The organism is Pseudomonas cedrina subsp. cedrina (assembly GCF_001983175.1).
Classification (GTDB): Bacteria; Pseudomonadota; Gammaproteobacteria; order Pseudomonadales; family Pseudomonadaceae; genus Aquipseudomonas; species Aquipseudomonas cedrina.
Map to the genome: position 1 here is coordinate 539,575 of NZ_MNPW01000003.1, position 14,326 is coordinate 553,900.

10 protein-coding genes are annotated in these 14,326 nt (G+C 63.1%); 1 reads left to right on the forward strand and 9 read right to left on the reverse strand.

Annotated elements, in window-relative coordinates:
- Window positions 1–19: 19 nt before the first annotated feature.
- The 3 genes from gspF to BLL36_RS08335 all read right to left on the reverse strand — a co-directional run bounded on the left by gspF (window position 20) and on the right by BLL36_RS08335 (window position 3,328).
- Window positions 20–1,222 carry a type II secretion system inner membrane protein GspF gene (gspF, locus tag BLL36_RS08325; protein ID WP_076950972.1) on the reverse strand — a complete coding sequence of 401 codons (1,203 nt, stop codon included), beginning with the start codon at window positions 1,220–1,222 and terminating at the stop codon, window positions 20–22.
- Complete coding sequence (gspE, locus tag BLL36_RS08330) at window positions 1,219–2,949, reverse strand: type II secretion system ATPase GspE (protein ID WP_076950973.1); 1,731 nt, start codon at window positions 2,947–2,949, stop codon at window positions 1,219–1,221. Before gspE ends, gspF begins: the two co-directional genes overlap by 4 nt.
- Window positions 2,950–3,103: 154 nt before the next feature.
- A complete protein-coding gene (locus BLL36_RS08335; RefSeq protein ID WP_076950974.1) occupies window positions 3,104–3,328 on the reverse strand; it encodes a hypothetical protein in 225 nt (74 codons plus the stop codon).
- A gap of 511 nt (window positions 3,329–3,839) precedes the next feature.
- On the opposite strand from BLL36_RS08335, the gene BLL36_RS08340 reads away from it, so the two are divergent.
- A complete protein-coding gene (locus tag BLL36_RS08340) occupies window positions 3,840–6,590 on the forward strand; it encodes a beta-glucosidase (RefSeq protein WP_076950975.1) in 2,751 nt (916 codons plus the stop codon).
- 147 nt (window positions 6,591–6,737) lie between these two features.
- Here the strand turns inward: BLL36_RS08340 and BLL36_RS08345 are convergent, their stop codons facing one another.
- From BLL36_RS08345 to BLL36_RS08370, 6 genes are all read right to left on the reverse strand, one after another.
- On the reverse strand, window positions 6,738–7,352 hold the full coding sequence (locus tag BLL36_RS08345; protein WP_076950976.1) for a TetR/AcrR family transcriptional regulator: 615 nt from the start codon (window positions 7,350–7,352) through the stop codon (window positions 6,738–6,740).
- Between the two features lie 74 nt (window positions 7,353–7,426).
- On the reverse strand, window positions 7,427–8,215 hold the full coding sequence (gene fecE / locus BLL36_RS08350; protein WP_076950977.1) for a Fe(3+) dicitrate ABC transporter ATP-binding protein FecE: 789 nt from the start codon (window positions 8,213–8,215) through the stop codon (window positions 7,427–7,429).
- A gap of 4 nt (window positions 8,216–8,219) precedes the next feature.
- Window positions 8,220–9,188 carry an iron chelate uptake ABC transporter family permease subunit gene (locus BLL36_RS08355; RefSeq protein WP_076950978.1) on the reverse strand — a complete coding sequence of 323 codons (969 nt, stop codon included), beginning with the start codon at window positions 9,186–9,188 and terminating at the stop codon, window positions 8,220–8,222.
- Window positions 9,185–10,174: an iron-dicitrate ABC transporter permease FecC gene (fecC, locus tag BLL36_RS08360; protein WP_076950979.1), complete on the reverse strand. Its 990-nt coding sequence runs from the start codon at window positions 10,172–10,174 to the stop codon at window positions 9,185–9,187. The genes BLL36_RS08355 and fecC overlap by 4 nt, the downstream gene beginning before the upstream one ends.
- A gap of 2 nt (window positions 10,175–10,176) precedes the next feature.
- On the reverse strand, window positions 10,177–11,091 hold the full coding sequence (locus BLL36_RS08365; protein WP_394329478.1) for a Fe(3+) dicitrate ABC transporter substrate-binding protein: 915 nt from the start codon (window positions 11,089–11,091) through the stop codon (window positions 10,177–10,179).
- Window positions 11,092–11,520: 429 nt separating this feature from the next.
- A complete protein-coding gene (locus BLL36_RS08370) occupies window positions 11,521–13,926 on the reverse strand; it encodes a TonB-dependent receptor (protein WP_076950981.1) in 2,406 nt (801 codons plus the stop codon).
- Window positions 13,927–14,326: the final 400 nt, after the last annotated feature.

Genomic DNA, 14,326 nt, shown 5'->3' on the forward strand with positions numbered 1-14,326 from the left:
GGTATGGATCCTTGAGGGTTCATATATTGCTGGTCAGGCTCATCAGCGGCAGCATGATCGCCAGCATGATCACCGCCACCAGCACCGCCATGATCACGGTCAGGGACGGCACCAGCGCGGCGAGCAGGCGGTCGATGCCGCGTTTGGCTTCGACGTCGAACACGTCGGCGACCTTGAGCAGCATGCTGTCGAGTTCGCCGGCCTGTTCGCCGACTTCAATCATTTGCAGGGCCAGGTCAGGCAGCAGCGGCTGGGCACCGAAGGCGCTGGCCAGGGTTCCGCCGCCCTTGACGGATTCGGCGGCCTGGGCAACCTGCGCCTGCAGGGCGCGGTTGGTGCAGACCTGCCGGGCGATGACCAAGGCTTGCAGCAGCGCCACGCCGTTGCTGAGCAAGGTGCCCAGGGTGCGCGCCAGACGGGCGGCTTCGACCCGTTGCAGCAGTGGCCCGATGAGGCGAATGCCGAGGAGGCGGCGGTCATGTTTTTCCCGGCGTTGGGGGTCGCGCAGGCGCGCGGCGAGTGCCCAGATCGTCACGATCAGGCCGGCCAGCACGGCCAGACCATAGGCACCGAGGAATTGGCCGAGCGCCAGAATCACCTCGGTGATCAGCGGGATGGGCACGCCCAGGTCCTTGAAGATCGGCACGAACTGCGGCACCACGTAAGCCAGCAACAGGGCCAGCGAACCGAGCACGCCCACCACCAGGAATGCCGGATAGATCAGGGCGTTGATCACTTCGCCCCTGAGTAACTGGCTGCGTTCCAGATAGTCGCTGAGCTGGCGCAGGGTGTCCTCCAGCGCGCCACCCGCTTCGCCGGCACGCACCATGCTCAGGTATAACGGCGAAAACTGGCTGCCTTCCTCTTCCAGCGCCTTGGACAAGGGCTGACCGGCCTTTACGTGTTCGCGAATACGTTCAATCAACGCGCGGGTTTGAGGCTGGCCGGGCTGCTTGAGCAAAATCCCCAGCGAGCGTTCCAGCGGTTGGCCGGCGCCCAGTAACGTTGCCAATTGCTGGGTAAAACTGACCAGCGCCGCGCCGTTCAATTGACCCCGGCCAAAGGCGTTGCGCAACCCTTGGGCGCCCGCTGCATCGATCTGCAATAACAGCAAGCCGCGCTTGTGCAGCGCGGCGACGGCGGCGTCCTGATCCCGGGCTTCCAGGGTGCCGTTTTGCGCTTGGCCCTGGCTGTCGAGCGCGCGGTATTTGAACAGGCTCACGTGCCCTCCCCTCGGGTCACGCGCAGGACTTCCTCCAACGACGTCACGCCGGCGACGGCCTGGCGCAGGCCCTCTTCATGCAAGGTGCGCAGGCCGCCACGGCGGGCGGCAGCTTCCAGGGTGGCGGCATCGGCCTGGCGCATCAGCAGGCTGCGCAGTTCTTCGTTCATCACCAGCAGCTCGGTGATTGCGCTACGGCCATGGTAACCACCGCCCGGTGCATCGGCGCGGGGCCGGTAGAGCATGATCGGACGCTGGTCGGTAAACCGGTCCAGGCCGTGTTCGGCGATCAGTTGCGGCGGCGCTTCAAAGGCTTCGCGGGTGGCCGGGTCAAGGCGCCGCACCAGGCGCTGGGCCAGGATGCCGTTGACCGTCGAGGCGATCAGGTAGCTTTCGACGCCCATATCCAGCAAGCGCGTGATACTCGCTGCCGCGCTGTTGGTGTGCAGGGTCGACAGCACCAGGTGCCCGGTGAGGGATGATTGGATAGCGATGCGGCAGGTTTCCAGGTCGCGGATTTCACCGATCATGATCACGTCCGGGTCCTGGCGCACGATGGAGCGCAGCGCGCCGGCGAAGTCCAGGCCGATGGCCGGCTTGACCTGGATCTGGTTGATGCCTTCCAGTTGATATTCCACCGGGTCTTCAACCGTGATGATCTTGCGCTCGGCGGTATTGAGGCGCGACAACGCGGTGTACAGGGTGGTGGTTTTGCCCGAGCCGGTGGGCCCGGTGACCAGCAGGATGCCATGGGGGCGTTCCAACACTTCAAGAAAGGTTTCCAGGCGCTGGCCGTCAAAGCCCAGGCTCTGGAAGTCGAAGCTCACGGTCTGGCGATCAAGCAAACGCATGACCACCGATTCGCCGAAACTGGTGGGCACCGTGGACACGCGCAAGTCGAGTTCCTTGCCCTGGATGCGCAGCATGATGCGCCCGTCCTGGGGCAAGCGCCGCTCGGCGATGTCCAGGCGCGCCATGATCTTCACCCGCGAAATCACCGCCGCCGACGAGCTGGACGGCGGCGCCTCGGCTTCGTGCAGCACACCGTCGATGCGGTAGCGCACCTTGAGCTGGTTTTCGAACGGCTCGATATGAATGTCCGAGGCGCGATGTTCCACCGCGCGCTGCAGGATCAGGTTGACCAGGCGAATCACCGGGGCTTCGGAGGCCATGTCCTTGAGGTGCTCGATGTCTTCCAGCGCCCCGCCCTGCTCGTCGAGGTTTTCGATCAGGGTGCCCATGGCCGAGCGGCCCTGGCCGTAGTAGCGCTCGATCAGGGTCTCGACTTCATTGCGCGGGCCGATGGCCAGCCACACCGGCACGCCGCAGGCATAGGCGATGGCCTGGAACGGGTACACCAGCGACGGGTTGGCCGCCAACACCCGCAGGCCCCCCTGACTCCAGCCCGCGGGCACTACCTGGTAGTGGCGCATGAAGCGTTCGGTCAGCAGGGGCAAGGGGTCCAGCAACGGTGGCGCGGCATCGGCCAGCAGCAGCGGCGCGCCGAGCAAATCAGCCCAGGCTCGGGCCAGTTCCACTTCGGAGACCAGCCCCAGCCGGGTGAGCAGGCCGAGCAACTCGGTGTCACCGCCTTCCTGGGACAGGCGTCGGGCGCGCTCCAGGTCAACGGTTTTCAAGCCGGCGTGTTGCATCAGCCACGCGCACACCTGTTCGGTGTGCGGGATGTGCAGTTGGCAGGCATCGCGGGGCGTCGAGGGGCTGGGCATGGGTAAAAATCTGAGGGGCGATGTGCCAAGGGTCTGTGGGAAACACTTGTGGGAGCGGGTTTGCTCGCGAAAGCATTGCATCAGCTGCCGCATGTGCAGCTGATACACCGCTATCGCGGGCAAGCCCGCTCCCACAGGGGGACCGCACTTCCCGTTAGTTAGAGGTCTTCGGCGTCGCCTGGCTGCTGTTCAACGGCCGGCCACCCTTGGTGGTTTCGGCCTTCTGCTTTTTAGCCGCCTTGGCATCGTGGGTCTGGGTCAACACCGTGGAATCGGTGGCCCCGGATGTGGCATCAGCGTCCGTGGACTCAGCCGCCATTGCTGCGCCGCTTAGCGCAACGCTCAGTACAAAACCGGCACCCAACAGGGAAATCTTCATCAACATTCTCCAGATCAAAAAACAGCAGATCACTCAGGTGGCGCCTTGAACTCGCTCAAGACCCTACACCAAAGCGTTGTGTATTACAGCCTGTGTAAGGCATGGCACTTTAGAACCACCGAGCAATGCCACTACTTAGCCACGACTCGACAAATTTTCTTAAACCAATCGACTGGTAGGTTTAGAGATAGTTCCAGAACGTAAGAAATTATTTCTTATTTTACGCAAAAATTAGCTTTCGTTTGACTTATACCCGCAAGAATTGCCTTAATTATGCGGTTTTTACGATTTAAAAATGCCATCAAACGATATCAAATAGGCATTACGCACAATAACAATCAATATAATTACTACACTTTTAAAACTGCGAAATTCGCCAAATAGTTGCAATTAGCCATCGGTTAAAAATTGCGATCACGGGCAACTATTGCCCAGAAAAAAGTGACGAGCGCGCACAGAAATTCACACTTCTCGGCGCACCACGTTTACTGAACAGTTGTCGGAGAGACCCATGAATAAACGTAAAATGATCGGTGCCCAGTCGGCATTCGCCCTGTTGGCGCTGGCCGTGTCCCAGGTGCATGCGGCAACCAGTCCCGCTCTGGATGAGGGCCGCGTGAGCCGCGCGGAAAAGGCTGCGGATAAAACCCTGGCGAAGATGACCATGGAGGAGAAACTCGCCTACATCGGCGGCACCGGTGGTTGGGATGTCAAGCCACTGACCCAGTATGGCGTGCCACAGATTCACGGCGCCGACGGCGGCGTGGGCGTGCGCTACACCAGCGAAGGTAACGCGCAGGGCGTGGTGTACCCGTCCGGGCCGAACCTGGCCGCCAGCTGGAACCCGCGCCGCGCCATCGACCTGGGCCGGGCCTTGGGCTATGACACCGCCAGCGGTGGCTATCAGTTCGTCACAGGCCCAGGCGTCAACCTGTATCGCATGCCGTACAGCGGTCGCGCGTTTGAGTATCTGTCCGGTGAAGACCCGTTCCTCGGCGCCAGCCTGGCACCGGCGGTGATCAACGGGATCCAGTCACGCGGGGTGTGGGCCAACGCCAAGCATTTCGCCGCCAACGACCAGGAAAGCAACCGCTTCCACCTTGATGAAATCATCAGCGAGCGCGTGCTGCGCGAGATGACCCTGCCGCCGTTCGAGTCCGCCTCGAAGAACAGCAAGGTCGCGATGATGATGTGCGCGTTCCAGAAGGTGAACGGCGAGTTCGCCTGCCAGAACAAACACCTGATGCGCGACATCCTGAAGACCGAATGGGGCTACCCGGGCTTTGTGCAGAGCGACTACAACGCGGTGGTCAACGGTCTGCCGGCGGCACAGGCCGGCACCGACCTGGACATGATGGGCTACCAGATGAACAGCACGGTGCTCAAGCCGTACCTGGACAGTGGCGAACTGAGCAGCGCGACCATCGATGACAAGGTGCGGCGCATTCTCAAGCAGATCTACCTGTACAAGTTCGACAGCAAGGCGCCGTTGACCAGCCACAACATGAACAGCGCCACCAGCAACCGCGTGGCGCTGAACGCCGCCCGCGAAGGCATCGTGCTGCTGAAAAACCAGAACAACCTGTTGCCGCTGGACGCGAAGAAGGTCAAGCGCATCGCCGTGGTCGGCACCCTGGCCAAGTACGCGCCGCCCACCGGTTTTGGCAGCGCCAACGTGATGGCCGCCAACTACATCAGTGAACTGAGCGGCCTGCAGCAACTGGCGCCGGGCGCCAAGGTCGAGTTCATCGACGGGCTGTCTTTGGACCCGGCCACGTCGAGCTGGACCCATGCAGACAGCAATGGCAATCCTGTCAAAGGCCTGAAGACCGAGTTCTTCAGCAACACCAACTGGTCCGGTGACCCGGCCGCCAGCCGCACCGACGCGCATGTCGACCTCGACTGGTCCACCGACAGCCTGCCGGTGAACGGTGATACCGCCGCCACCTCGATTCGCTACAGCGGCCAGATCACCCCGAGCGTCAGCGGCGAACAGGTATTCAAGGTCCGCGCCGACGGTGCGGTGCGCCTTTACGTCAACGGCCAGAAAGTCCTCGACAACGGCGACGGCAAACCGCTGCCGAACAACAGCATCCCGCCGACCATCCCGGTGTTCGCCAAGGTCAATCTGGAAGCCGGCAAACCCGTCGACATCAAGCTGGAATACTCGCGTCGTAACGGCTACCTCTCGACCATGGGCGGCCTGGTCGGCGTGCAAATGAGCTGGGCTTCGCTGGTTGCGCCACAGGACCTGGCCAAGTACGACGCGGTATTGGTTGCCGCCGGTAACAGCAATGAATACGAAGGCGAAGGCTTCGACCACAGTTTCGACCTGCCGGAGTACCAGAACCTGCTGATCCAGAGTATTGCCAAGGTCAACCCGAACACCGTGGTCACCCTGCACGGCGGCACCGGCTTGAAGATGAGCGACTGGATCGATCAGGTACCGGCCGCGTTGCATGCGTTCTACCCTGGGCAGAACGGCGGCCAGGCCCTGGCGGAAATCCTGTTGGGCAAGGTCAACCCGTCGGCCAAGCTGCCGATCAGCATCGAACGCAACATCGAAGACAACCCGATCTACGCGACCTTCCCGAAATTCGACAACCAGGAAACCCTGGCCGAGATGAGCTACAAGGACGACCTGTTCCTGGGCTACCGCGGCTACGAGAAGAAAGGCATCAAGCCGCTCTACCCGTTCGGGTACGGCTTGTCGTACACCACCTTCGGCTACAGCAACATCAAGGTGAGCCCTGGCGTGGCAGTGGCGGGTGCGCCGATCAAGGTGTCGTTCGACCTGACCAACACCGGCAAGGTGGCGGGCGCCGAAGTGGCCGAGTTGTACGTGGGCCAGGCCAGCCCGAAAGTCGAACGCGCGATCAAGGAGCTCAAGGGCTACAAGAAGGTGTTCCTCAAACCTGGCGAGAGCAAGCGCGTGACCATCGAACTCAACGATCGCTCGCTGGCCTACTACGACGTGGCGAGCAAGCAATGGGTGGTGGATGCGGACAGCTTCAACCTGTCCGTGGGCGCGTCGTCCCAGGATATTCGCCTGAACGCCAAGTTGGTCAACCCGTTCCGCCAGGAACTGTCGACCACCACCAGCAACCCGTTGCCGCGCTCGGCGCTCAATTCGACGCTGCGTGACTCGACGGTGAAGACCGGCGGCGTGCTGCACCAGAATGAAGGTGACAGCGGCACCAGCGACGGTGATGGCTATGACATGAGCGATGACAGCAGCCAGGGCAGTGCTACCGGTAACTAACAGGTAAGAAGAGTGGTTTTTGTGGGAGCGGGCTTGCCCGCGATAGCGGAGTTTCAGTCGGCACATTTGATGCCTGACTCACCGCTATCGCAGGCAAGCCAGCTCCCACATTTGGATCTTCATACATCAGTTGCCTGCAGGGGCAACTCAGGTTCTGATGGCTGCATCGACCCGCGCAATATAACTATCGAACCGCGCCACCAGGTCCACCTGCTCGGGAAAACGCAGCCACTGGATCTGCAGGCCATCCATCATGGCCAGGATTTCCTGCACCAGCCCGGCGATGTCCACGTCACCGCGCACCTCCCCCGCCGCCACCAGGTCGGCAAATTGCGCCTGCATGCGCTGATGAATCGCCGCATACCGTGACTGGAACCACTCCCAGGCCGGATGCGTATCGAGCAGACTTTCCGCATTCAGGATGGTAAAGGCCCGCACTACCCCTGGCGCAGTGGCGTTCGAACGGTTAATCGCCCTCAGGCTGCCCAGCAGGCCGGACAGCGATTTCTCGGCCCGTACCTCATCGGCAATCCGCTGGTTAACCTCGTCGCGACGCTGCAACACGCCCATCAACAAGGAAATCTTGCTGGGAAAGTGATGCAACAGGCCGGCTACCGAAATACCAACAATTGCCGCTACCTGGGCCATCGAGGCACTGCTGTAGCCTTCCAGGGAAAACACCTGCAAGGCCGCATCCAGCAACTCTTCACGGCGTTTTTCACCTTTGGGGGCGCGACGGGTCTTGGGGGCGGGTTCTTTCATGGGGACGTCCTTGTGGGCAAGCTTGCACCGTATCCAAATTGCCCTTGAGCCGCAAATAAAGGATTGAAGACTCCTCAGTGAGCGCGGGTGCTTTTTTCCACCAGGCACATCGGCGTGCCGGCGATCGGCTCCTGCATCACTTGCACCTGAACATCGAACACCTGGCGCATCAACTCGGCACTGATGACTTGCGCCGGCGCACCATCGGCCACCAACTTGCCGCCGTGCATCACCGCCAGATGGTCGGCGTAGCGACAAGCCTGGTTGATATCGTGGAGCACGGTGATCACGGTCTTGCCTTCAGCGGCCAGTTCGCCCATCAGGTCGAGCAGTTCAACTTGGTGACTGATGTCGAGGTAGGTGGTGGGTTCATCAAGCAACACGATCGGCGCGTTCTGCGCCAACACCATCGCCAGCCAGGCGCGCTGGCGCTGGCCGCCGGACAGGTCGGCCAGCGCGCGCTCGGCCAGGTTGTCCAGTTCCAGGCGTTGCATGGCCTGGGTCACGTGGGATTGATCGCTGCCACTCAAACGTCCCCACAGTGAGTTATGCGGGCTGCGGCCATAGGCGACCAACTGGCGCACGCTGACACCCTCCGGCAGCGGCAGCACCTGGGGCAAAAACGCGATCTGCCGCGCCAGTTCGCGCGCGGACAGGCTGGCGTAGGCCTGGCCATCCAGGCTCAATTCGCCCTGGGTCGGCTTGAGGATGCGCGCAAACGCCTTGAGCAAGGTGGATTTGCCGCAGCCATTGGGGCCGATCAACGCAGTGACCTTGCCCGCCGGCGGCGCGAACGACAGGCCCTGCACGATGCGCGTGGCGCCGTAGCCGATGTCGAGTTGCCGTGCGTGGAGAATACTCATGTCATCAGCCCTTGAACCGTGCCAGCAACCAAAGAAAATACGGCGCGCCAATCACCGCCGTGAGCACCCCCGCGGGGATTTCGCTGGGCGCGATCAACGTGCGCCCCAGCGTATCGGCCAGCACCAGCAGCAGCGCGCCGATCAGCATCGCGGCCGGCAGCAGGTACTGGTGATGCCCGCCCACCAAGCGGCGCGCCATGTGTGGCGCGACCAGGCCGATAAAGCCGATCGGCCCGATCACCCCAACGCCCAGGCTGGTGAGCAGCACCGCGCAGGCCATCGCCAGCCAGCGTGTACGGCCCAGCGCGGTGCCGAGGCTGTGGGCCGCTTCGTCACCGAGGGCGATCAGGTTCAGCGGCTTGGCCAGGCACAGGCCCGCAGGGATCAGCACCAGGAAAGGCAGCACCAGCAGCACATGGTGCCAGTTGCGGCTCCACAGACTCCCCGTCAGCGCGAGCAAAGCAGTGTTGATATCCAGCGGATGGGACAGGATCAGAAACTCGGTGACGCTGGACAAGGTCACCGCAATCGCCACCCCGGACAGCGCAAAGCGCACCCCGGAAAAACTCACGCCGGTGTTGTACAGCGCCAGCAGCAACGCGCCGCCGGCCCCGCCCAGGCAGGCCACCAGCGGCAGCCAGGCAACCGGCAAGTGCGGCCAGCCGATGATCGCCACGGTCAGCGCCAGACCGGCGCCCTGGGTTACGCCGAGGATCTCCGGCGAGGCCAGCGGGTTGCGGATCACCCCCTGCACAATCGCCCCGGCCAGGCCGAAGGCCGCACCGGCAAGGATCGCGATCAGGCTGCGTGGCAGACGGTGGTTCCACACCTCGAAGTCCAGCGCGTCGTGGGCCAGCAGGCGGTCGAAGACGGTGCCGGGCGTGAGCCAGAGCGTGCCGGCGCTGAGGCTGATCAACGTCGCCAGCGCCAGCAGGCCCAGCAGCAGCCAGAGGCGCAGCCGTGGGCGGATCATAGGGCGCGCCTGGCAAGAAACAGGAAAAACGGTGCGCCGATCAACGCGGTGACCACACCCGCCGGCGTCTCCACCGGGAAGGCCACGGCGCGGCTGAGCAGGTCGGCGCCCAGCACAATCACAGCGCCCAATGCCGCGCTCAGCGGGACCAGCCAGCGGTAGTCATTGCCCAGGAACTGACGAAGGATATTCGGCGCAATCAAGCCGACAAACCCAATCGGCCCTACCGCACAGACACTCGCCCCCACCAGCAACAAACTGGCGATAAACACCTGCAACCGCAGGCTGGCGATGCCCACGCCCAGGGAGCGCGCGGCGTCTTCGCCGAGGTTGATCAGGTTCAAGCGTGGCGCACACCAAAGTGCCCACAGCCCGCCGATCAGGGTGCAGGGCCAGAGCAGTTGCACCTGCGCGGCGCCGGCATTGGCCAGGGAACCGGCCAGCCAGTTCAGCACGCTTTGCGCCTGGGCCTCGACCAGGATCACCGTGAGCCGGGTCAAGGCCGCGCATAACGCCGCCACCGCAACGCCGGCCAATACCAGGCGCCCCTGGGCCGTGGTCGGCGACCAGGCACCGCCGAGGCTGAACACCGTGACCCAGGCCAGCGCGCCGCCCAGGCACGTCATCAGCAATGCGCCACCGGCAAACGGCGGCGCGACCAGGCCGGTCGAAAACAAGGCCAGCCCCAGCGCCGCGCCTGCGGTCACGCCAAACAGGGAGGGCGAGGCCAGGCGGTTGCGCGTGATGCCCTGCATCAACGCGCCGGCCAGGCCCAGGCAAGCGCCGACCAGCGCGGCACACAGGGCACGTGGCACACGCAGCTGGGCGACGATATACGCCCGGTTACCGCCCACGCTGCCTTGATGAATCAGCCCATTCCAGGCGTCCGTCGCCGTGATCGTGAACGGTGACCAGCTCGACAACGAGAGCCAGAACAACAAGGCGCCCAGCATCACAATGCCTGCCGCCGCGAGACCTCGCCCCATGCCTATTGGCTCAGTACGGCTTTACCGCCCTTGAGAATCGCCAACGCGTCTTCGGCGATCTGCTCCGAGGCCAGCACGCCACGGTTGCGTGCCCAACTGTCGCCATCGACTTCGGCCACGTGCTGGTTACGCACGGCGCCGAGCACTTGCCACAGCGGCTGCTTGCTCCAGCTGTCGACGATGCTCGGGCGGCGGTAATGGCCGACCAACAGCCAGCCCGGGTCGAGGGCGAGCAATTGCTCCAGGCTGACGAATTCGGTAGGCGCGGCATTGGCGCGGACCGACGGGACGTTCAGGCCGATGGCCTGCAACACGCTGCCGGCATAGGAGTCCGGGCCGTGCACGGAGAAACTGTCTTCACGGGCGACGCCGAACAACACGCTGGCGCCCGCGGGAATCTGTTGCGCGATGGCCTTGAGGTTTTCTCGGTTCTGCTGGATACGCGCCTGCATCTGCGCGCTTTTGCCGAGGGCCTTGCCGATCAGCTCGGCGGATTTCAGGCTGCCCTGGTAATCCTCACCCCGCGACGGCAGCAACAGGGTTGGCGCGATACTCGCCAGGTCGTTGTACAACGCCTGATGGCGGTTGAGGTCGGCGACGATCAGGTCGGGCTTGAGCCGGGCGATTTCTTCGATGCTCGGCTGCGAGCGCAGGCCGACGGACGTCCACTGGCCGATGGCTTGGCGCACACGGGGCAGTACGCGGTTGGCATCGCCATCGTCGGCGGCGCCGACCGGGGTGACGTCAACGGCGGCCAGGCTGTCGAGAAACGAGAACTCCAGCACCACGACCCGCTTGGGTGCATCCGGCAGATGCACCGCGTGCTGGCCGTCGTTGAGATCGATGGGCGCGGCGCTCAGCAGGCTTGAAGACAACGCCAGGAGGCAGGCGGCAAGAGTGGGGATGGAGCGCAGCATTCGCATGACAAAGACCTCGGCGTTAAAGCACCCCAGCGGGACAGGCCGGGGAAAACGGCGGGTACTATTCCATATTGAGGCGGCGTGATCAAAAAACATTCTCATTAACGCCGCAAACAAAGTGCGGGCTTGCCTGCGATACACATAGGTATCTACACATCTTTGTAGTGAGCGGGCTTGCCCCGCGCTGGGTGGCGAAGCCGCCCCAATAAAGACACCGCCGAGTTCCAGATAGAACCGAGTCGCCTGGTTTGGGGCCGCTTCGCAGCCCAGCGCGGGGCAAGCCCGCTCACTACAGAGAGATTTTTCAACCTTTGAAAGTTGTGTAGATGCCTATGCTGCGATGCAAGCACCTCGGTATCTCAGGTACACCGAGTTGATGCCATCACCGGCAAGCCAGCTCCCACATTTTTGATCGGTGTAGACCCGTTAGAAATCGACCGTGGCCGACAGCAAGTAGGTACGCGGCGTCGACAAGGTCAACCCCGGCTCGCTGTCATCCGACGCGCCGGCCGAGCTCCAGTAGCGCTTGTCAGCCACGTTCTCCACGTTCGCGCGCAGGGTGATGTGTTTGTCGTCCACCTTGAAGCCATACCGCGCGCCGACGTCGAGGCGGTTCCAGGCGTCGATTTGCTTGACGTTGGACTGGTCCAGGTACTGCGAACTGGAGTAGATGCCACGACTGGTCAACGTCAGGCCTTCAAGGCCTGGCACATCCCATTCGGCGCCGAGGTTGACGTTGTATTTGGGGGTTGCCGGCGCGCGGTTGCCGTCGAAGGCGCCGTTGGTGGTTTCCTTGAGCTGGCTGTCGATGTACATCACCCCGCCGAGCAACCGCAGGCCCTTGAGCGGTTCGCCGAATACGCTGAGTTCCACCCCGTCGTTCTGGCGTTTGCCGTTGGGGCCGAACATGCGCGACGTGGCGTTGGTTTCATAGGCCGGTTGCTTGATACGGAACACGGCGGCGGTCACGGCGAACGCGCCGGCGTCGTACTTGGCGCCCACTTCGACCTGGCGGCTGATGAACGGCGGGAAGATTTCATTCTCGTTTCTTGAGGTGGACGGCGCGATCTTGCCCTGGCTCAGGCCTTCCATGTAGTTGGCGTACAGCGACAACGTGTCGGTGGCCTTGAACAGGAGGCCGCCCGATGGCGAGACCTTTTCTTCGTCATAGGCGGTGCGGCCTTTGACGCCATCGCTCCAGTCGTCCACCTTCACCCGCTGCCAGCGCGCACCCAGGGTGAGCAGCAGGCGATCATCGAAAAAACCCAGGGTGTCGGACAAGGCCACGCCGCTGAATTTGTTTTCGGTGTACACCTCGGGATCAAACCGCGTCGGCCGCGAGGGCGTCGGCGTTTGCACCGGGTTGTAGAGGTTGCTCGTGCCTTGCGCATAACGCGCGCCGCCGTTGGTGAAGTCCATGTAGAAGTAACTGGCGGCCAGGTTGACCTCATGGCTCACAGGCCCGGTATGGAACCAGTTGCGCACGCCTGCGGTGTAGGTGCGCACGTTTTCATCGCGGGTGAAATCCCGTGGCTGCACGCTGAACGCACCGGCCGCATTGGTCACGGACACGGCATGGCGCAGGAAGTCGTGGTTGCTTTTGCGCGCGCCCACACCGCCGTAGAGCATCAGGTTATCGCTGAGGTCGTACTCACCGTTGACCGTACCAAAGGTGTCGTTGGTGCTGGCCTTGCTCCAGGACTGTGCATAGTTGCGCCGCACATCGTTGGCACTGGGCACCGGCGCCGCGGCCGCCACCTGCACGCGTTCCTGCGGCGCGTCGGTGTCGCGTTCGGTGTGGCCGATGTCGGTGGAAAGGCGCACGCGTTCGCCACGGAAATCCAGGCCCAGCACGGCCATTTCGCGGTCGACGCTCTGGTGGTCCCACTCGGTGTCGCCGGATTGCTTCACGCCGTTGAAGCGGATGCCGAACTTGTTGTCTTCGCCAAAGCGTCGGCCCACGTCCACCGCGCCGCCGGCCTGGCTGTCGGAGGCCCAGTTGCCGGTGAACGAGTTGATGTCCTTGTCGGTGGCGCGCTTGGGCACTACGTTGATCCCGCCGCCCACGCTGCCGCGCGGTGAAATGCCGTTGATCAACTGGGTGGGGCCTTTGAAGATGTCGACGCGGTCGGCCATTTCCATGTCAATGGTGTAGGTCGGCAGCACGCCATAGAGGCCGTTGTACGACACATCGCTATTGAACAGGCTGAAGCCGCGGATGGTGAACTGCTCATAACGCCCACCGGCGGGGTTGGTGGCGCGTACCGACGGGTCGCTGGCGATCAGGTCGCCCAGGGTGCGGGCTTGCTGGTTTTTCGCCGCATCGGCGGTGTAGGTGGTCATGCTGAACGGCGTTTCCATGAAGTCCCGCGTGCCCAGCAAACCCTGGGAGCCACGGCGCGCCACTTGGCCACCGGCGTAGGTGTCGCCGTCGTACAGCCCGGTGGTGCCCAGAATCGACGTCGGCGCCAGTTCCAGGCTGCTGCCGTCCGGCGCCGGCACCAGCATATAGGCCTGTTCACCCATGGGTTGCAGTTGCAGGCCGGAGCCTTGCAGCAAGCGGGCAAAGCCCTCCTCCACGCCGTATTCGCCGGACAAACCGCCGCTGCTGCGCCCGCTGACCAGCGCCGGGTCCACCGACAGGTTGACGCCCGCCAGCCCGGCAAACCGGGTAAGCGCCGCGCTCAGGCTGCCGGCCGGCACTTGGTAGCTGCGGCGGGTGGCGGCGTCTTCGGCGACGCTCACGGTGGGGAATAACGGGCTCGCGCTGAGGCTCAGCAGCAGGCTCAACTTCAGCAACGGGCGCAAGCGCAAGGGTCGGACTGCGGACATGGGAGGAAGCTCTCGATTTTGTTCACTTGCCTGGAATGACAGGCGAGGTGAAAAAAGGGGACAGGCTTCGGCCAATTTTTTTCGGTACAGGGGCGGGAGCGGGCTTGCCTGCGATGGACATAGGTCTCTACACAACTTTCAAAGGCTAAAAAATCTCCTTGTAGTGAGCGGGCTTGTCCCGCGCTGGGCTGCGAAGCGGCCCCAAACCAGACGATCTGGTTTCATCTGGAACACTACGGTGTCCTTATTGGGGCCGCTTCGCAGCCCAGCGCGGGACAAGCCCGCTCACTACAATGATATGTAGATACCTATGCTGCGCAGGGGTCGCCAGCGCGCAGTATAGGCCGCTCCGGTTCGTCTCGATGCAGTCATATAGAAGGAACTCAACAGCAAACCTCCG